The following is a 17,708-nucleotide window of genomic DNA, read 5'->3' on the forward strand; positions in this document are numbered from 1 at the left end:
GGGTTCCGGCCGATCTCCTTCCGGGAACGGGACGGCCGGCCCACACTGCACGCGCCCGCCGGTGTCGCCGGGCGCTGTCTGGGTCATCCGCTCGGCGACGCCGACGCGGTCGGCCGAACGCTCACCCCGCGCCGGCGGGCAGCGCCGGCCCCTCGTCCTTGAGCGCCACGCCGGACGCGCCGAGCTCGCGCGCGGCGGACAGCAACGCCGCCACCGTGTCGGCGGCCTGTGCGTAGGACAGCCCGTGCGGCGGCCGGACGTTCGACACGCAGTTGCGCTCGGAGTCCGCCCGCCCCGGCCGCGGGTCCCACGTCAGGTAGACGCCGAGGGAGTCCGCCGACGACAGCCCCGGCCGCTCACCGATGAGCACGACGACGGCCCGCACGCCGAGCGCCGCCCCGACCGCATCGCCCAGCGCCACCCGGGCCTGGTGCGCGACCACCAGCGGGGCGACAGTCCACCCGGACAGGCGCTCGAGCAGCGCCGTCGTCAGGCCGGCGGCGTGCTCGTGCACCGCCCGGGGGGACAGACCGTCGGCGATCACCACGGCGAGGTCGGCGTCGGCACGCGGCAGCGACGTCCCCTCGGCGAGCCGGCGGCCGAGGTCGGGCCGCTGGAGGTAGATGGCGCGGTCCGGCGCGGCGGAGTGCACCTCCAACACCTCGTGCGCAGGCAGGAGGTCGCGGACTACGCCCGGGTCCAGGGGCTGGTGCACCGCGTCGCGGGCGGCGGCGTGCGCGACCCGGAACTCCAGCTCCCGCGAGGTGGGCAGCGCGTCACCGGCACGGCCGAGCGCCACCCGGGCCCGGGTCGCGCGGCGCAGCACCGCCCACGGGTCGCCGTCGGGCGGCAGCGGCTGGTCCAGCGCCGAGCTCATGACGCCGCCGCCGCGAGGAGGGCCCGGACGGCGGGCGCGTCGGCGGTCAGCTCGCGTACCCGGCCGGCGTCGTCGAGCAGGTCCATCCGGGCCAGCCAGTCCTCGAACTCCGGCGCCGGGCGCACGCCGAGCACCGAGCGGGTGGTGAGGACGTCGGAGAAGGCCAGCGACTGGTAGTGCAGCATCACGTCGTCCGCCCCGGGGACCGCGATGAGGAACGTGACGCCGGCCGCCCCGAGCAGCAGCATCAGCGCGTCCATGTCGTCCTCGTCGACCTCGGCGTGGTTGGTGTAGCAGACGTCGACGCCCATGGGCAGGCCGAGCAGCTTGCCGCAGAAGTGGTCCTCCAGCCCCGCTCGGAGCACCTGCTTGCCGTCGTAGAGGTACTCCGGGCCGATGAACCCGACGACGGTGTTGACCAGCAGCGGCTCGAAGTGCCGGGCCACGGCGTGGGCGCGGGCCTCCAGCGTCTGCTGGTCGACCGGCCGCCCCTCGATGCCCCGGTGCGCGTCGGCCGACAGGGCCGACCCCTGACCGGTCTCGAAGTAGGTCACGTTGGACCCCACCGTGCCCCGGCCGAGCGCCAGCGCACCGGCGCGGGCCTCGGCCAGCAGGTCGAGGGTGACGCCGAAGCCGCGGTTGGCCGGCTGGGTGCCGGCGACCGACTGGAACACCAGGTCCACCGGGGCGCCCAGCTCCAGCGCCCGCAGCGTGGTGGTGACGTGGGCCAGCACGCAGGACTGCGTCGGGATCTCGTAGCGGCTGATCACCGTGTCGACCAGCTCCAGCAGGGCAACGGTCCGTGCCGGGGAGTCGGTGGCCGGGTTGATCCCGATGACGGCGTCCCCGCAGCCCTGCAGCAGCCCGTCGACGATGGACGCCGTCACGCCCAGCGGGTCGTCGGTCGGGTGGTTGGGCTGCAACCGGGAGGCGAGCCGGCCGGGCAGCCCAAGAGTGCTGCGCAGCCCGGTCACCACCCGCGTGCGGCGGCCCACGGCGACCAGGTCGGCGTTGCGCATCAGCTTGGACACCGCCGCGACCATCTCCGGGGTGAGCCCCGGGGCCAGGCCGCTGATCGCCGCCTCGTCCCCGGCGGCCGCCCAGGCCAGCAGCCGGTCGCGGAACTCCCCCACCGTGAGCGAGGCGACCGGCGCGAACGCGGCCCGGTCGTGCGTGTCGAGGACCAGCCGCGTGACGTCGTCCTCGTCGTAGCCGACCACCTGCTCCTCGAGGAAGGTGGCCAGCGGCAGGTCGGCCAGCACGGTCTGCGCGGCGACCCGCTCGGCGGCGGACTCCGCCGCGCAGCCGGCCAGGACGTCGCCGGAGCGGGCCGGCGTCGCCCTGGCCATCAGCTCGACCAGCGTCGGGAACTCGTACGTGTGGCCACCGAGCGTGGTGCGCCGCCGCGTCACCGCAGCCCCTCCTCCGCATCGGCCAGCAGCTCGAACTCCTCCTCGGGCGCCGACGCCACGAGGTGGTGGCGGCTGTAGAGGGCGAAGTAGGCGAGGAAGACCGCGTAGGCGCCCAGCGTCCAGAACGCCGCGGTGATGTCGACCAGGAAGGTGGCGGCCACCGCCGCGGCGGCCAGCACCAGAGCGACGCCGGTGGTGGCCACCCCACCCGGCGTCCGGTAGGGACGTTCGAGGTCCGGCTCGCGGCGGCGCAGCACGATGTGGCTGACCATCATGAGCACGTAGGACACCGTCGCCCCGAAGACGGCCATGTTGAGCAGCGTCGCGCCCTGGCCGGTCAGCGAGAGCACGAACCCGATCGCTCCCGGCACCAGCAGCGCCAGCATCGGCGCCTTGCGGGAGTTGGTGACCGACAACACCCGCGGCAGGTAGCCGGCGCGGGAGAGCGCGAAGGTCTGCCGCGAGTAGGCGTAGATGATCGAGAAGAAGCTGGCGACCAACCCGAAGAGCCCGGCGTAGTTGACCACCCGCGTGATCCCGTCCGGGGCGGCGGAGCCGGCGAGCGCGTCGACCGGCGGGTTGCCCGACCCGGCGATCGCCGCGGAGCCGGCCGCGCCCGGGGTGAAGACGAGCATGAGGACGGCGAGGACGACCAGCACGCCCATCGCCGCGACGATCCCGCGCGGCATCGAGCGGGCCGGGTCGCGGGCCTCCTCGGCGGCCAGCGGCACGCTCTCCACGGCGAGGAAGAACCAGATCGCGAACGGGAACGCCGCCCAGATGCCGATCAGCCCGTAGGGCAGGAACGACGAGGCGCCGGCCGCGTCGGTGGGCGCGATGTCGAGCAGGTTGCCGGCGTCGAACTGCGGGATGGCGCCGACGAGGAAGACCACCAGGCCGATCAGCGCGATGACCGTGACCACGAACATCGCCTTGAGCGCCTCGCCGACACCCAGGAGGTGGATGCCGATGAACAACGCGTAGACCGTCAGGTAGACCCACCAGCCGTCGGTGATGCCGAACAGCCCGAGGGACTCCACGTAGGCGCCGATGAAGGTGGCGATCGCGGCCGGGGCGATGGCGTACTCGATGAGGACGGCGATCCCGGTGGCGTAGCCGCCCCACGGGCCGAGTGCCCGGCGCGCGAACGTGTAGCCGCCGCCGGCGGTCGGCAGCGCCGAGCCGAGCTCGGCCAGCCCGAACACCATCGCGGTGTACATGACCGCCATCAGGACGACGGCGATCAGCAGGCCGCCGAACCCGCCCTCGGCCAGCCCGAAGTTCCAGCCGGCGTAGTCGCCGGAGATGACGGCCGACACACCGAGCCCGGCCAGCAGCAGCCAGCCCGCGGTCCCGCTGCGCAGTTGCCGTTTGTGCAGGTACCCCTCGTCGACACGCTCGGCCTCGACCCCGGCGTGGGATCGGCCGGCAGGGGGACGGGTGCCCGGTTCAGCGGTCATGTCTGACCTTCCGCGTCGGCCCCCGGCAGACGGGTGGGGTCAGCGTTCTCGCAGCACCGGAACCGGTCAACCCACAGCGCGGGGACGGAACACGCTGTTCACCGGCTTGCCGCCGAGAAACCGACCAGCACCTCGAGGTCGCGGACGTAGACCCCCGTTCCGTGACCGAACCCCGACACGACCGGCTGCAGGCGGGTGCCCAGCCCGGCCGCGGCGCGGGAGAGCACCGGAGGGGCGGCCGGCAACCGGACGTCCTCGCCGGCCAGGGTGAGCACCAGCCCCGCCGCGACGAGCGCCAGGACGGCGACCGTCCCGATGGCGGCCGACAGCCCCAGGTGCTCCGCGACCAGGCCGATGGCCGGCGGGCCCCCGAGCAGGCCCGTGTAGCCGACGGTGGTGGCCAGCGCGATCCCGCGGGCACCGCCGAGGACGCCGGCCCGCGCGATCGACAGCGGGAAGACGTTGGCCAGGCCCAGGCCGACCAGCACGAAGCCGGTGAGCGCCACGGGCAGGGACGCCGTCGTCACCGCGGCCGTCGCACCGGCGGCCGCCAGTAGCGCGCCACCGGTCAGCAGACGGCGTTCCCCCATGGCGAGGACCAGCCGGCTCCCGGCCAGCCGGCCACAGGCCATCGCGAGGGAGAAGCCCGCGTAGCCGCCTGCCGCGACGACCGGCGCCGCACCGAGGTCGGTGCGCAGCAGCAGCGCACCCCAGTCGGTCAGCGCCCCCTCGCCGTACGCGGTGCAGCCGGCGACGGCGCCCAGCACCACCAGGGCGGCGGTGGGCCGGCCCCGCTCGGGTGCCCCGCCGTCCGCCCGGCCCACCGACACCGCGGCGTCGGCACCGACCAGCGCGGGCGCCGCCCACGCCGTGAGCAGCAGTCCGGCGCAGGCGACCGCCACGAGGTGGACGGCCACGCCGGCCACGGCCGACGCCAGCCCACCGAGCAGCGCGCCGGCCAGGCCGCCGAAGCTGAACCCGGCGTGCAACCCCGACAACAGCGGCCGCCCGATCCGGGCCTCCACGGAGACACCGAGGGCGTTGGCGGCGACGTTGACCATGCCGGTCGCCGCCCCGAAGGCGAGCAGCGCCACGCACAGCGCCGGCACGGAGGTCGCCAGGGCGGGCAGCACGACGGCCAGGCAGACCAGGACGGCGGCCGCCGCGCTGACCAGGCCCGGGCCCAGTCGGGCGCACAGCGCGCCGGTCACCTGCATGCACGCCAGGGCCCCGAGGGAGAGGCACAGCAGCGCGACGCCGAGTGTGCTGTGCCCGGCGCCGACCTGCCCGGCCACGTCGGGCACGCGTGCTGCCCAGCTGCCGAACACGGCGCCGTCCAGGGCGAAGAGGGCCGCGACGGCGTACCTCAGCCGGTCCGGTGACGGTTCGGGCGCGGACGACCGCGCCGAGCGCACGAGGACGGCGACCGGCGTGCGGACACGCAGGACGAGGGCAGGAGGGGCCATGGGGACCTCACGGGAGCGGAGCCGGGCCACCGGCAGACGGGTGGCCGCGAGGGGCGGGGGAAGAGCACACGACCTCGGGCACCCGTCTTCCACGGTGCCAGGCCCGCCGCCTCCACGCCGCGCGGACGCGCGGCGTGGCCAGTGAGTGTCGCCACGCCGCGGCGGACTCACGCGACGTGCGACGTCTCGGTTGGGCACAATGTTTCCGGGACGCCGCGGCAGGAGGAGGAGTACGACCGGTGGGGACACCCGCGCACGACGACACCGATCTGGTGGCACTGCTGGCTTCCGGCGGGGACCTCAACTCCTTCCTGGGCGACCTCGTGCACCTGGCCGTGGGGCACACGCCGGCCGCCCAGGCCTGCGGGCTCACCCTGGCCCGGTCCAGCGGTGCGGTGACGGTCAACGCGACCGGGCCGCTCGCCCAGGAGGCCGACGAGCGCCAGTACGAGGTCGACGACGGGCCCTGCCTGCAGGCGATGCGCGAGGGTGTCCTCGTCCGCGTCGACGACATGACGGAGGAGACCCGGTGGGGCGACTTCCCGTCACTGGCGGTGCGGGTGGGCGTGCGCTCCTCGCTGTCCCTGCCGCTGGAGGTCGAGGGACGCAGCCGGGGCGCGCTGAACCTCTACTCGACGGAGCCCGCCGCGTTCGACGACGACGCCCGGGAGACGGCCGGCCGCTGGGCGGCCCAGGCCTCCGGCGCGCTGGCTGTGGCGCTGCGCATCGCAGACGGCGACGACCGGGCCGACCGGCTGGCCGGCGGCCTGGACACCCGGACGACGATCGGCCAGGCCATCGGGCTGGTCATGGCCCAGGAGCGGTGCTCCGCCGAGCAGGCGTTCGCCCTGCTGCGGGTGTCCTCGCAGCGGCGCAACGTGAAGCTGCGCGACGTCGCCGCCGCGCTCGTCGCGTCGTTCGAGGCCGAGCTGCCGGAGCGCCCCGACCGCTGGTGAGTGGCGCTCAGATCGCCCGCCAGGGTCCCTTCACGGCGTTCCCCTCCGGGCGGGAGGCGAACACGTTGCCCTGGGTGGGCTCGGCGCCGTCCCCGGAGAGGGCGAGGGACTTGAACAGCGGGCCGACCAGCGTGTCGTAGAGAGCCGGCAGCAGCCGGAAGCCGGCGACGACGACCGTGTTCGCGATGCCGGCCTGCACCAGCCGTCGCGGCCGGTCCAGCCGGGCCACCACCGCGCGGGCCACCCGCTCGGCCGTGTAGACCGGCGGGGGCGGCCGTCCGGTGCTGCCGGCCCACGTCGCGCCCTGGTAGTAGATGGGGGTGTTGACCCCACCGGGGGCGACGGCGGAGACGTGCACACCCGGAGCGTCGCGGATCTCCTGCTGCAGGGTGCGCACCAGGCCCAGCTGGCCCCACTTGGCCGCCGCGTAGGTGCCCATGAGGGGTGCGGTGACCGACCCGAGCAGCGAGTTGACCACCACCAGGTGCCCGGCGCCCTGGCGACGGAAGACCGGCAGCACCGAGCGGGCGACGTTCGCCGTGCCGTGCAGGCTGGTGTCGACGACGGCCTCGAAGACCTCGCGCGGGACGTCCTCGATGCGGCCGTAGGCCATCGTCTGCGCCGAGTGGACGACGACGTCGAGGCGGCCGAACCGGGTGAGGGCGGTGTCGACCACCTGCTGTAGCCCGTCGGCGTCGGTGACGTCGACGGCGCAGACGAGCACCTCACCGGCTCCCCGCTCCCGCGCCTCCGCCGCGGTCTCCTCCAGCGGCCCGCGGCCACGGGCGACCAGCACCAGGCGGGCGCCGCGACCGGCCAGGGTGTGCACGGTCGCCCGGCCGATGCCGCTGGAGGCCCCGGTCACGAGGACGGTCAGGGCGCGGGACGACTCGGCAGGCGGCGACATGGGGCTCCTCGGGCAGTGGCCGAGGGCTCCGCACAGCGCTGGACCGCCCCGGCTCGACGTGGCCGGGGCCCTACCCGGGCCGGCCGCCGCTCATGCGGGGGCGTCGGGCAGCACCCGGTACAACCAGCCCGGCCCGGTGACCGGGGTGCCCGCCGGCAACCGCGACCGCAGCCCGCGGTCGGCGGTCACCACCAGCATCGCGACGTCGTCCGCGGCGAGCGCGGCGGCCCGGGCGGCGAGGGCGTCGTCACCGCTGCCCCGGGCGCGCACGACGGTGACGCCGTCCGGGACGCGGACGTCCCGTGCCGCCCCCTCCACGACCACCACCAGCTCGCGGCACAGCAGCGTCCCACCCTCGGGTGCCCGGACCAGGCGCCCGGCCAGGGGCGCGAGGCGCCGCAGCAGCCGGGTGGTGGCGCCCGCGCGGTCGCGCCACCAGCCGTCGGGGCGCGCGCCGAGCATGTTGGCCACGTCGACCAGCACGACCGTCACCCCGCACCTCCCCCGCCCGTGCCGATCGCCCGCGCCGATCGTCCGCCCTGCTCCGCGCCGGTGCGCGGCGGGCGCGGCGGGCGGCGCCGTTTGTGCGGGTCCGACGGGGGAACCGACCGACCACGCTCCGCGCCCACCGGCGCGGACCACCCGGAGGAGGGCTCATGGCCAGCAGCGACCGGACCGCCCACGACCACGACGCCACGCACGGGGGCGTCACCACGACCCGCGAAGGCGTCGCCACGACCCGCGAGGGCGCATCGGCCACCCGCGGGGCCGCGCGCGACGCCGTGGCCGTCCAGCGCTCGCGCTTCGGCGGCATCAAGTGGGGCGCGGCCCTCTTCGGCTGGCTGTCGGCCAACGGGTTGGCGGTGCTGCTCATCGCGCTGCTGTCGGCCGCGGGCGTCGCGCTCGGCCTCACCCAGGGCCTGGACTCCCCGGACGACGCCGCGGCGCAGACGGACACGATCGGGATCTCCGGCGCGATCGCGCTGCTGGCGGTCCTCTTCCTGGCCTACCTCGCCGGCGGGTACGTGGCCGGTCGGATGGCCCGCTTCAACGGGCTGCGCCAGGGCGTCGCGGTGTGGCTGATCGGGCTGCTCGTCGTGGTGGCGCTGTCGGTCGCGGGCTACCTGCTCGGCCGGGAGTACAACGTGCTCGAGTCGCTCGGCCTGCCGCGGATCCCGATCGACGAGGGCACCGCCACCACCGCGGGCATCGTCACGCTGGTCGCCATGGTCGCCGTGACGCTGCTCGGCGCCGTCCTCGGCGGCCGGCTGGGAACCCGCTACCACCGCCGGATCGACCGCGCCGGCTTCGACGGCTGACCCACCGCGGGGCTGCCGATCGTCCCTGGCTGCTCCTACGCTGCGGCCATGTGCCGGAACATCCGCCCCCTGGCCAACTTCGAGCCACCGGTGACCGACGACGAGATCCAGGCCGCCGCGCTGCAGTACGTGCGGAAGATCAGCGGCACGACGCGGCCGTCGCGGGTGAACGCCGAGGCGTTCGACCGCGCCGTCGCCGAGATCACCGAGGTGTCGTCCCGGCTGCTGGGTGCCCTCGTGACGACGGCGCCGGCCAAGGACCGAGAGGTGGAGGCCGCCAAGGCGCGCCAGCGGGCGGCGCTGCGGTACGGGAGCTGAGCGTCCGCCCCGAGGGGTGCGGGATCTGATCGGGCACAACCGGTATGGCGGGGCCTCGGCGCGGGTAACGGAGCGGGACCTCGTCCCCCTCTCCTGGAGTACTCCATGGCCCGCAACACCCTGTCCCGCGCCATGCACGACGTCGGCCTCTCCGCTTGGTTCGGCGGCACCCTCGCCAACGCCGTCGCCCTCAACGCCGCCGCCGCGGAGGCCGGCGGCGCCCGGGACACCGGCCGGGTGGCCAACGCGGGCTGGGACCGGTGGACGCCGGTCAACGCCGCCGCGATCGGTGCACACCTCGCCGGCAGCGTGGGCCAGCTGCTCGGCAACCGTGGCCGGGTCGCCCGTCAGCAGGGCGTCGCGGGCATGAGCGTGCTGAAGACGGCGCTCACCCTCGCCGCCCTCGGCGTCACCGCGTACAGCCGGGTCCTGGGTCAGACCGTGTCCGGCGCCGGCGCCGTCCCGTCGCGGTCGGGCACCAAGCCGACCAAGCGGGCCAGGGCCGAGGTCGCCGCCGCCCAGGAGCAGCTGGACCGGCTGCAGTGGGTCGTCCCGGCACTGACCGGAGCGCTGGTGGTGGTGAGCTCCTACGCCGGCGAGCAGCAGCGGCCCAGCGAGGTCGCCCGCGGCCTCGCGCAGCGCTGATGGCGACCGGCCACACCCCGGGAGTCCCGTTGCCCCGGACCGCCTCCCCCACGCGGGGCGCCACCCGCTGCCCGCACTGCACCGACGGGCTGGGTCTTCCCCGACCGGTGGCACCCGGCTCCCGGCGGGACCGGCTGCGTTCGCACCCCAGCCTCGCGACCGCGTACCGCGTCACGGTCTTCGTGGCCGGGCTGCTGTGCGTTCTGCTCGGCGTCGCGCTCACCGTGCTGCCCGGACCGCTGACCATCCCGCCGGTGCTGGCCGGCCTGTGGGTGTGGTCCACCGAGTTCGAATGGGCCCGGCGGTTGTTCGCAGCGTTCCGGCGCAAGGCCCGCGACGCATGGCGGCACGCCCGCCAGCACCCCGTCAGCTCGGCGGCAGTGACGCTGGGAGGGCTGGCCGCGGCCGGCGTCGTCCTCTGGGCGGTGGGCCGGTTCGACCTGGTCGACCAGGCGACGACCGCGCTGGGCATGTGAGCCCGGCGAGCTGACCGGCCGGCAGACCGGAGCCGTCCCCCGCCCGGGTGGACCGATGTCTCTGCCGGCGTTCCCGCGGCCCGATGGGTGTCACCATCTCCGCCCCGGGGGAACGCCGGGTGGGCGACGTCGGGCGGGAGGCGGCATGGCGGAGACGCGAGCAGCGGACCACGGGGAGGACTCCCCCGGCGAGAGCCGCAAGGAGCGGGTGGACCGCGAGCTGCTGGAGTTGCTCAACGAGCTGCGCGTGGCCCTGCCCGGGGTGCAGTTCCTCTTCGCCTTCCTGCTGGTGGTCCCGTTCCAGCAGGGCGGCGACGACCTGACCGACTTCCAGCGCGACGTCTACTTCGTGACCCTGCTGGCCGCCGCCATCGCGACCGGGCTGCTCATCGCGCCCGCCGCCCAGCACCGGGTGCTGTTCCGGCAGCGCGACAAGGAGAACCTGCTGCGGCGCAGCCACCGGTCGGCGTTCGCCGGGCTCATCGTGCTGGCGATCGCCATCTGCTCGGCCGTGCTGCTCGTGACCGACGTCGTCTTCGACATGACTCAGGCGTGGGTGACCGCCGGCGTCGTCGCCGTCCTGCTGGGCTGGTGGTGGATCGCGGTCCCGTATTGGCAGCGGGGGCGCAAGAAGCAGGACGACCCCGGGGACGGGTGACGACTGGCGAGCTGGAGACGTGGGCGAACGGGGCTGCGCGGTCACCGGCCAGTTGGACCGTCACCTCCTCCCCGAAGCTGCGCCAGCTGCACCGGGTGCGCGCTGCGTACCGGCCGGCGCAGCAGGCCGAACGGGACACCGAAGGCGAGCAGGACGAGGCCGTAGCTGCGGAGCGCACGCACGGTCCGGATCCCGCGGGCGCCTCCGGCCGCCCCGGGTCGATGCCCGGCATTCACCCGGTGGGGTGCGCCGTCCAGTGCCCGAGCGCCCGGCAGATGGCGTCGACGACGACGTCGGGGTCCTCGTGTTCCCAGAACCGGAGCACGCGCCAGCCCGCCGACTCCAGCCACGCGTCCGTGCGGCGGTCGCGTGCGATGTTCCCGGCCAGCTTGGCGACCCACCAGTCGCGGTTGGCACGGGGGACGTGGCCGCACGTCGGGCAGGCGTGCCAGAAACAGCCGTCGAGGAACACGACGAGGCGCCGCCCCTTCCACACCAGGTCACCGCGGGCCCGGGTCTCCCGGCAGGGCCGGACGTCGACCCGGTAACGCACACCCCGTGCGTGCAACCGCCGCCGGACGGCGAGCTCGTGCGCGGTGTCGCGCCGCGGCTGCCTCCGGAACCGGGCGGCCACCACGTCGGACGACGGCGACGGTGCGGGGCCCGGGTAGCCGGGCCCCGGCCCAGCCGGCGCCTCGTTCTCCATGCCGTCCCCCCGCCGTCGACCTCCGCCGCCCATCGCCTCTGCCGGGCGGGTGACGCGACGGTCCCGTGTGAGTTCCCCGCGGCGCCGGCCGTGTGTCGCCTAGCCTGCGCGTCGTGAGCTCGCCGGTGGCCGTGGACTTTGCGCCGCCACGGCCGGTTCGCCGTTCCGGTGCACGGTGGACCCCGGTCGAGCTGCTGCCGCCCCTGGTCGTCGCCGTCCTCGGCACGGTGCTGCTCCTGCCGGGGCACGGCATGTGGTTCGACGAGCTGTTCACGGCCGAGGTCGGGCGGTTGCCGTTCGGCGAGATCGTGGCGGCGGTCGTCGAGGGCAGGGGGACGACGAGCTATCTGGTCGACGTCCCGCCGTCGTACAACGCCCCCTACTACCTCGTCGTGCACGCGTGGGCGTCGCTGCCTGGGCTCGGTGGGGACACCTCGTTGCGGGTGCTGTCGTTGCTGGCCACCGCGGGCGGGCTGGCCCTGGTGACCCGGGCGGTGACCCGGCTGGCGTCCCGGCCGGTGGGGGTGCTGGCCGGCGTGGTGCTGGCGGCGAGTCCGCTGGTGCTGGAGCAGGCGGTGGAGGCGCGCAGCTACGGGCTGGTCGTGCTGGCCACCGGCGGGGCGGTGCTGGGCCTGGCGCGGTGGCTGCAGGAGGCGCCGCGCGGGCTGGTGCTGTTCGGCCTGGCCGGGGCCGGCATGGGACTCATGCACTGGTACGCGGTGACCGCGCTGGCCGCGTTCGTGGTGACCGCGCTGCTGCTGCGCGGGTGGCGGGCCCTGCCGGTCGTGATCGCGGGCGCGGCCGCAGTCGTCCCGACCGCCGCGCTGGTGGCGGTGAACCTGCTCAACGGCACCGGGGCCCGCAACGCCGAGCACCTCCGGGACACCGGCGGCACACTGGCCGATCTCGCCGTCGAGGCGTGGGCGGGGGGGCGCACTCCCCTGCTCTACCTGGCTGTCGGCCTGGCGGTGCTCGGTGGGGTACGGGGGGCCGGGGTGCGGGTCCTGGGCGTCTGCTGGGTGCTGGTCCCGCTGGTGCTGCTGCTCGGCGCCGAGCTGGTGCGGCCCGTGTACCTGCCGCGTTACCTGCTCGCCGGGCTGCTCGGCCTCGGCGTGCTGGCCGCCGCCGGGGCGCTGGCGGTGCCGCGCGGAGCCCGGGCACCGGTGGCCGGCCTGCTCGTGGCCTGCGCACTGCTGGCCAGCTCGCCGCTGGCCGTCCGCGAGCCCCGAGAGCGCGCCGACGAGGTGGTGGCCTTCCTCGCCGCCCGTCACCGGGTCGGCGAGCCGGTGGTGGCGGCCGACCAGCGGTCGGCGACGGGACTGGACCACTACGTCCGGACGGCGGCGCCGCGGCTGCGGCCTGACGTCGTCCTGCCCCCGGACGACGCGCCGGCGACCGCCGATCGGGTGTGGCTGGTCCGCCGGATCATCGACGGCGACCCGGTACCAACCGACGACGACGGGATCCTCGAGTCCGCCGGGCTGCGGATGACCTCCGAGCGGGCGTTCCCCGCGGGCAAGACCGACCTCGTCGTGCAGCTCTGGGAACGCTGAGGCCGGCTCGAGCGCACGGGTGCCGCACGGCGCGTACGAACCGGCCGGCGGGACCGACGATGACCTGCTCATGCCGCGGTGCGGAGCAGTGGGCCGATGTGGATCTCGGTGCCCTGGGCGCCAGGTGCGCCATCGCCCGTCGGGTTGTCGCTGGACGCGGAAGCCGTGGTGGACCTCGGTGTGGTGCCGCTCGCACAACAGGGCGGAGTTGGCCAGGTTCGTCTCGCCGCCGTTGATCCACTCCAGCAGCTGGTGGACGTCGCACCAGTGCGTCGGGGCGCCGCAGCCGGTGAACACGCAGCCGCCGTCGCGGTGCTCGACGGCCCGGCGCAGCTGCGGGGTGACCACCCGTTTGTCCCGGCCGAGGTCCAGCGGCACGCCGTCGGGGGTCATCACGATCCGGGAGATGCTCGCGTCGCAGGCCACCCAGCGGGCGCGGGTGGCGGAGATCCGCGCCCCGAAGCCCAGCTCCGCCGCGCCCGGCCCGGTTGCGGGGTCGGCCAGGTCGTCGAGGTCGACGCGGACGACCACGTGCGGCTTCACCGTCCGCAGGATCGGCAGGGTGCCGGCGGCCAGGGCGTTGTCGCACAGCTGCACCAGGGCATCGCCCAGCTGCTGGGTGCGGGTCCGGGTGTCGCCGGCGCCGCGGCCGGCCTGCACCAGCGACTCCAGCGCCGCCTGCAGCCTCTCCCCGCCCACCGCGTCGAGCTCCAGCCGGCCGCTGATGCTGCCGTCGGGGTGCGTCGCGATCGTCAGCGAGCGGCCCTCGGTGGGGTCCGGCTCGGGCCCGTCGGGGTCCAGGCGGTCCAGGTAGTGCCGCACCGCCTGCCGCAGCTGCGCGTACGGCAGCGTCACCGCCGCCTGCGCGAGGGTCCGGTCGACCTCGCCCAGGTCCACGTTCTGCGCGGCGGCGGCGGCCCGGTGTTCCTGCCGGGTGATCGGCGCGATCACCGCGACTTGCTCGGCGGTCACGCGCCCGTCGGCGAAGGCCGCGGCCAGCGCGGGCAGCTGCGCCAGCGCCCGCCCGCTGCGCACGATCCGGCCCACCGCGGCCGCGGACAAGTGAGCGTGCCCGCGCAGCCAGGAGCCCATCGTCTTCAGCCCGTCGTGCTCGGCGGCCCGGATCGCCTCGCACTTCCGCACGCTGCGGGCGAGCTCCGCCGCCAGCCGGTTGTGCGCCACCAGCAACCCGCGCAACCGGTCCAGCAGCTGCGGGCCGAACACCGCGGACAGGTCGTCACCGGCCAGGGCGTCCAGCTCCGCCGTCAGACCGGCCACGACACCTCCCCGACCTCGTCGATCACTTGTTCGAAGTCTATCGGGTGTGGACGTGCCGGACTACCCGAATCCCCAGGTCGGACGGCTGTCCACAGATCCCGACGGGCGCTTGCGAAGCCGTAGGGAGGGGGCTCGAGCGACCACCACAGCCACCAGCCTCGGAGAGTCGCCCGTCAGCGGGGCTGCCGCAGGGCCCACGCCAGCGAGCGCGCCGACTGCGCCAGACGCGCCCGCCCGGTCCAGGCCGAGCGTCCCTCCGGCCGCACGTCCCGCACCACCGGCACGCTGGTCACCGGCCGGCGGGCCGCCCCGACGGCCAGCACGACGCTCGGCGCCGCCGCGGCGAGGACCGCGTCGAGGACCACGGCCCGCACCGCCGGACCCATGGCGAGGAAGGCGCCGGCGTCCGGCGGCAGGCCGGTGAGCCGCGCGGCCACCCGGCGGTGCGCCGTCCCGCTGAGCCGGCGGACCCGGGACTCATAGGCGCCCCGGCGTCCCGCGAAGACCGCCTCGACGTCACCGGCGGCCAGCCGGTCCAGCAGCAGCGGCACCGCCTCCGGAGGGTCCTGCAGGTCGGCGTCCAGGCACACCCAGACGTCGGCGTCCGGTTCGTCCGCCAGCCCGTGGGCCAGCGCGGCGTGCTGCCCGCCGTTGACCTCGAGCACGGTGACCGCGATGCGGGGATCGGCCGCGCTCAACCCGCGCGCGACGCGCGCGCTGTCGTCGGGCGAGGCGTCGACGACCAGCCGCAACCGCCAGGAGCGGCCCTCCAGCGCCGCGGCCAGCCGCTGCGCGAGCGGGACCAGCGTCGCCTCGTTGCGGTAGACGGGGACGACGACCGCCACCCGGGGCGGCGCGCTCACGCGCGCCACCGACAGGGCACCACCCGGGAGCGCGCCCGGACCGCCCGGCCCTCCGACCGCCCGCTCACGCGCCCGCTGCCCAGGCCCGCCGCAACCCCTCGGCGAGGTCCACCGTCGGCCGCCAGCCCAGCAGCAACGCCGCCAGCGACGGGTCGCTGACCCAGCAGTCGGTGTCCCACTCCCGACCCGGGTGGGCGCCGGGCCGCGTCCCGATCGGCCGCCCGGTGACCCGCGAGGCCACCTCCACCAGCTCCTCGGTGGAGGTCTGCACGCCGGTCCCCAGGTTGAGCACCTGCCCCGGAGGGAGGCCGTCGGCGAGCGCGGCGCGGACGCAGGCGTCGACGACGTCGCCGACCCACACCCAGTCCCGCCGGCTCACCCGCGCCGGCAGCGGGACGACCGCGCCCGTCCGGGCCGCCGCCAGCACCACCGGGACCAACCGGGTGGGGTGGTCGCCGGGCCCGTACACCTGGAACGCCCGCAGCACGGCTGCCCGCACCCCGCGCTCGGCGGCGGCCGCCTGCAGCAGCAGCGAGCCGGCGGCCTTGGTCGCGCCGAAGAAGCCGCGCGGCCGCAGCGCGGAGTCCTCGGCCAGCGGCACCGGCGCGGCGGCGTACTCGGTCGAGGACCCCAGCCGGACCACCGCCCGGCAGCGCGAGGGCAGCGCGTCGACCAGCCACGGGCTGGTGTTGACCGCGACGGTGGCGGCCCGCTCCGCAGGCGTCGCCTTCGCACGACCGGCGGCGAGGGAGAACACGACATCGGGGGCGGCGTCGACCACCGCCGCGGCGCCGGCGACGGGATCGGCGAGGTCGACGTCGGCCCGGGTCAGCGGGACGACGTCCCAGCCGTCGGCGCGCAGCCGGGCGACGAGGTGCCGGCCGACGAACCCGCCGGCACCGGTGATCAGCGCCCTCACGCCGACTGGGCCACCGGGACGCCGGTCACCGCGGCCCCGAAGTCCGCCCGGCGCGCGGCGGCCTCCGCGGGCGTCGCGGAGCGCAGGACGTCCAGCGCGGCCAGCAGCCGCGGCACCTCGACGAACGGGTCGCGGCCGGCCATGTCCGCGGTGAACGAGCGGCGCAGGAAGGTGAACCCCGTCCCGAGGCGGACCAGTTCGGCGGCCAGCAGGTCCCCGGGCACCGGGTAGCCGCCCCCGGGCAGGGTCAGCCCGCCGACGCCGAAGGGCCGGTCGCCGACGACCGCCCGGACGGCGTCGACGGTGCCGTCGACCAGCGGGGTGAACAGCTGGGTGGCGCGGCGGTCGATGCGCAGGTCGTTGAGGCCCACGTAGACCCGCGACAGCGGCCGGCGGGCCAGGTCGGCGGCGCGGGCGACGGCGTCCTGCGTCTCGACCAGGATGCCCAGGCCGCAGCGCCCCGCGACCAGGTCGAGGGTGCGGTCGACCTCCTCGGTCGTGCGGACCATCGGCAGCATCAGCTCGTCGGCGCCGCGGGCCACCGCGTCGTCCACCTCGCCCGCCGTCCACGGGCCGTAGCCGTTGAGCCGGCACAGCAGCCGACCGTCGGTCGCCGCGCGCATGCGGCTGAGGTCCTCGGGGCGGTCGGCGTTGATCTGCGTTCCCTCGCCGGCCTGGCGCCGGTGCTTCCCGCGGCGTTCCCAGTCGACGACGATCCCGGCCGTGCCCGCGGCGACCACGTCGGCACCCCACGACGAGTCGACCGAGAAGAGGAAGAGGTCCATCGAGTGAGCGTAGGCACACCTAACCCGTTTGCGGGTCGGTCAGCGCACGCCGTCCGGGATCGGCACGGCCCCGGTCACCGGGAACGGCAGCGCGGCGCCGACGACGGTGACCGAGACGTCGTCCCCCGCAGACGGCAGGTCCCGGCCCTCCGACCGCGCGCTGAACGTGGGACCGGAAGGCAGCTGCAGCCGGACCCGGGCGTCGTGACCGAAGAAGTCGACGCCGCGCACCCGCGCCGTCGGGCCACCGGCTCCGGGCGCCCCGAGCCGCAGCTGCTCGGGGCGCAGCAGGACCCGCGCGAGCCCGTCCCGGCAGTCGCGGTCCAGCGGCAGGACGCCGAGCGCCGAGTACGCGAGCCCGTCCCGGACGTCCGCGTCCAGGACGACGGACTCCCCCACAAACGTCGCGACGTCGAGGTCGCGCGGGCTGCGGTAGAGGGTGCGGGGGTCGGCCAGCTGCACCAGCCGGCCGGCGCGCAGCACGGCCACCTCGTCGGCCATCGACAGCGCCTCGGCCTGGTCGTGGGTGACCAGCACCGCGGTCGCCCCCGAGGCGGACAGCGCCTCGACCACCGCCTGCCGCGTCTCCTCCCGCAGCGAGGCGTCGAGGGAGGAGAACGGCTCGTCGAGCAGCACCAGCGACGGCTCGGGCGCCAGGGCGCGGGCCAGCGCCACGCGCTGCTGCTGACCGCCGGAGAGCTGGTGCGGCGAGCGCTGCGCCAGCGCCGGATCGAGGCCGACGAGGCCGAGCAGCTCCCCCACCCGGCCACCGTCGCGCCGCTGCCGCCGTGGCAGACCGAAGGCGACGTTGCCGGCGACGCTCAGGTGCGGGAACAGCCCGCCCTCCTGCGGCACGAACCCGATGTGCCGGCGGTGGGCGGCGACGCTGCGGTCCGGACCGGCCACCAGCCGACCGTCCAGCTCGATCGTGCCGGTGTCGGGGTCGTCGAAGCCCGCGATCAGCCGCAGCAGCGTCGTCTTCCCGCAGCCGGAGGGGCCGAGCAGGGCGGTGAGGCCACCTTCCGGGACACGCAGGTCCACCCCGGTGAGCACCGGGGTGGAGCCGTAGGACTTCGTCACACAAGTGACGGTCAGCGCGCTCACGTGGTC

General features: G+C 75.8%; 18 protein-coding genes and 1 pseudogene. 7 read left to right on the plus strand and 12 right to left on the minus strand.

Going from position 1 to position 17,708, the window contains the following annotated elements:
- Window positions 1–121: 121 nt before the first annotated feature.
- The 4 genes from eutC to CRP39_RS10085 form a co-directional block, all read right to left on the minus strand.
- Window positions 122–877 carry an ethanolamine ammonia-lyase subunit EutC gene (gene eutC / locus CRP39_RS10070; protein WP_097206218.1) on the minus strand — a complete coding sequence of 252 codons (756 nt, stop codon included), beginning with the start codon at window positions 875–877 and terminating at the stop codon, window positions 122–124.
- On the minus strand, window positions 874–2,289 hold the full coding sequence (locus CRP39_RS10075) for an ethanolamine ammonia-lyase subunit EutB (protein ID WP_097206219.1): 1,416 nt from the start codon (window positions 2,287–2,289) through the stop codon (window positions 874–876). Before CRP39_RS10075 ends, eutC begins: the two co-directional genes overlap by 4 nt.
- Window positions 2,286–3,749, minus strand: coding sequence for an ethanolamine permease (gene eat, locus CRP39_RS10080; RefSeq protein WP_172442370.1), 1,464 nt, complete (start codon window positions 3,747–3,749; stop codon window positions 2,286–2,288). Before eat ends, CRP39_RS10075 begins: the two co-directional genes overlap by 4 nt.
- Before the next feature lie 98 nt (window positions 3,750–3,847).
- Complete coding sequence (locus CRP39_RS10085) at window positions 3,848–5,215, minus strand: MFS transporter (RefSeq protein WP_183358950.1); 1,368 nt, start codon at window positions 5,213–5,215, stop codon at window positions 3,848–3,850.
- A 239-nt stretch (window positions 5,216–5,454) separates the two neighbouring features.
- Here CRP39_RS10085 and CRP39_RS26760 point away from each other — a divergent pair, with 239 nt between their 5' ends.
- Complete coding sequence (locus tag CRP39_RS26760; protein ID WP_172442371.1) at window positions 5,455–6,171, plus strand: GAF and ANTAR domain-containing protein; 717 nt, start codon at window positions 5,455–5,457, stop codon at window positions 6,169–6,171.
- A gap of 7 nt (window positions 6,172–6,178) precedes the next feature.
- On the opposite strand, the gene CRP39_RS10095 is transcribed toward CRP39_RS26760, so the two are convergent.
- Together CRP39_RS10095 and CRP39_RS10100 are read right to left on the minus strand one after the other, a co-directional pair.
- Window positions 6,179–7,078, minus strand: a complete 900-nt coding sequence (locus tag CRP39_RS10095) for an SDR family NAD(P)-dependent oxidoreductase (RefSeq protein ID WP_097206221.1) — start codon at window positions 7,076–7,078, stop codon at window positions 6,179–6,181.
- Window positions 7,079–7,168: 90 nt separating this feature from the next.
- Window positions 7,169–7,570 carry a hypothetical protein gene (locus CRP39_RS10100; RefSeq protein ID WP_097206222.1) on the minus strand — a complete coding sequence of 134 codons (402 nt, stop codon included), beginning with the start codon at window positions 7,568–7,570 and terminating at the stop codon, window positions 7,169–7,171.
- 164 nt (window positions 7,571–7,734) lie between these two features.
- Between CRP39_RS10100 and CRP39_RS10105 the strand changes: the two genes are divergently transcribed.
- The 5 genes from CRP39_RS10105 (at window position 7,735) to CRP39_RS10125 (ending at window position 10,494) form a co-directional block, all read left to right on the plus strand.
- Window positions 7,735–8,397 carry a hypothetical protein gene (locus tag CRP39_RS10105; protein ID WP_245853740.1) on the plus strand — a complete coding sequence of 221 codons (663 nt, stop codon included), beginning with the start codon at window positions 7,735–7,737 and terminating at the stop codon, window positions 8,395–8,397.
- A 48-nt stretch (window positions 8,398–8,445) separates the two neighbouring features.
- Window positions 8,446–8,715, plus strand: coding sequence for a DUF2277 domain-containing protein (locus CRP39_RS10110; RefSeq protein ID WP_097206223.1), 270 nt, complete (start codon window positions 8,446–8,448; stop codon window positions 8,713–8,715).
- Between the two features lie 105 nt (window positions 8,716–8,820).
- Complete coding sequence (locus CRP39_RS10115; protein WP_097206224.1) at window positions 8,821–9,360, plus strand: hypothetical protein; 540 nt, start codon at window positions 8,821–8,823, stop codon at window positions 9,358–9,360.
- Window positions 9,361–9,389: 29 nt separating this feature from the next.
- On the plus strand, window positions 9,390–9,836 hold the full coding sequence (locus tag CRP39_RS10120; RefSeq protein ID WP_172442372.1) for a PGPGW domain-containing protein: 447 nt from the start codon (window positions 9,390–9,392) through the stop codon (window positions 9,834–9,836).
- 145 nt (window positions 9,837–9,981) lie between these two features.
- The gene (locus CRP39_RS10125; protein WP_097206226.1) at window positions 9,982–10,494 is read left to right on the plus strand and encodes a DUF6328 family protein; all 513 of its coding nucleotides are present in this window, start codon (window positions 9,982–9,984) and stop codon (window positions 10,492–10,494) included.
- A 232-nt stretch (window positions 10,495–10,726) separates the two neighbouring features.
- Here the strand turns inward: CRP39_RS10125 and CRP39_RS10130 are convergent, their stop codons facing one another.
- Window positions 10,727–11,200, minus strand: coding sequence for a very short patch repair endonuclease (locus CRP39_RS10130; protein WP_097206227.1), 474 nt, complete (start codon window positions 11,198–11,200; stop codon window positions 10,727–10,729).
- A gap of 113 nt (window positions 11,201–11,313) precedes the next feature.
- Here CRP39_RS10130 and CRP39_RS10135 point away from each other — a divergent pair, with 113 nt between their 5' ends.
- Window positions 11,314–12,753, plus strand: coding sequence for a glycosyltransferase family 39 protein (locus tag CRP39_RS10135; RefSeq protein WP_245853742.1), 1,440 nt, complete (start codon window positions 11,314–11,316; stop codon window positions 12,751–12,753).
- A 366-nt stretch (window positions 12,754–13,119) separates the two neighbouring features.
- On the opposite strand, the pseudogene CRP39_RS10140 reads toward CRP39_RS10135, so the two are convergent.
- The 5 genes and pseudogenes from CRP39_RS10140 to CRP39_RS10160 all read right to left on the minus strand — a co-directional run.
- A pseudogene (locus CRP39_RS10140) lies at window positions 13,120–14,031 on the minus strand (DUF222 domain-containing protein); the annotation flags it as partial.
- 173 nt (window positions 14,032–14,204) lie between these two features.
- On the minus strand, window positions 14,205–14,894 hold the full coding sequence (locus CRP39_RS10145) for a glycosyltransferase (RefSeq protein WP_245853743.1): 690 nt from the start codon (window positions 14,892–14,894) through the stop codon (window positions 14,205–14,207).
- A 64-nt stretch (window positions 14,895–14,958) separates the two neighbouring features.
- Complete coding sequence (locus CRP39_RS10150) at window positions 14,959–15,813, minus strand: NAD-dependent epimerase/dehydratase family protein (RefSeq protein ID WP_097206228.1); 855 nt, start codon at window positions 15,811–15,813, stop codon at window positions 14,959–14,961.
- A complete protein-coding gene (locus CRP39_RS10155; protein WP_097206229.1) occupies window positions 15,810–16,598 on the minus strand; it encodes an aldolase in 789 nt (262 codons plus the stop codon). Before CRP39_RS10155 ends, CRP39_RS10150 begins: the two co-directional genes overlap by 4 nt.
- A gap of 39 nt (window positions 16,599–16,637) precedes the next feature.
- A complete protein-coding gene (locus tag CRP39_RS10160) occupies window positions 16,638–17,702 on the minus strand; it encodes an ABC transporter ATP-binding protein (RefSeq protein ID WP_097206230.1) in 1,065 nt (354 codons plus the stop codon).
- Window positions 17,703–17,708: the final 6 nt, after the last annotated feature.

This window comes from Geodermatophilus sabuli, assembly GCF_900215145.1.
GTDB lineage: Bacteria > Actinomycetota > Actinomycetes > Mycobacteriales > Geodermatophilaceae > Geodermatophilus > Geodermatophilus sabuli.

Bases quoted from the DNA above. Each gene is read 5' to 3' on its own strand.
- CRP39_RS10125 (WP_097206226.1), top strand. From the start codon at position 9,982: ATGGCGGAGACGCGAGCAGCGGACCACGGGGAGGACTCCCCCGGCGAG.
- CRP39_RS10095 (WP_097206221.1), bottom strand. From the start codon at position 7,078: ATGTCGCCGCCTGCCGAGTCGTCCCGCGCCCTGACCGTCCTCGTGACC.
- CRP39_RS10115 (WP_097206224.1), top strand. From the start codon at position 8,821: ATGGCCCGCAACACCCTGTCCCGCGCCATGCACGACGTCGGCCTCTCC.
- CRP39_RS10130 (WP_097206227.1), bottom strand. From the start codon at position 11,200: ATGGAGAACGAGGCGCCGGCTGGGCCGGGGCCCGGCTACCCGGGCCCC.
- CRP39_RS10155 (WP_097206229.1), bottom strand. From the start codon at position 16,598: ATGGACCTCTTCCTCTTCTCGGTCGACTCGTCGTGGGGTGCCGACGTG.
- eutC (WP_097206218.1), bottom strand. From the start codon at position 877: ATGAGCTCGGCGCTGGACCAGCCGCTGCCGCCCGACGGCGACCCGTGG.
- CRP39_RS10105 (WP_245853740.1), top strand. From the start codon at position 7,735: ATGGCCAGCAGCGACCGGACCGCCCACGACCACGACGCCACGCACGGG.
- eat (WP_172442370.1), bottom strand. From the start codon at position 3,749: ATGACCGCTGAACCGGGCACCCGTCCCCCTGCCGGCCGATCCCACGCC.
- CRP39_RS10085 (WP_183358950.1), bottom strand. From the start codon at position 5,215: ATGGCCCCTCCTGCCCTCGTCCTGCGTGTCCGCACGCCGGTCGCCGTC.
- CRP39_RS10110 (WP_097206223.1), top strand. From the start codon at position 8,446: ATGTGCCGGAACATCCGCCCCCTGGCCAACTTCGAGCCACCGGTGACC.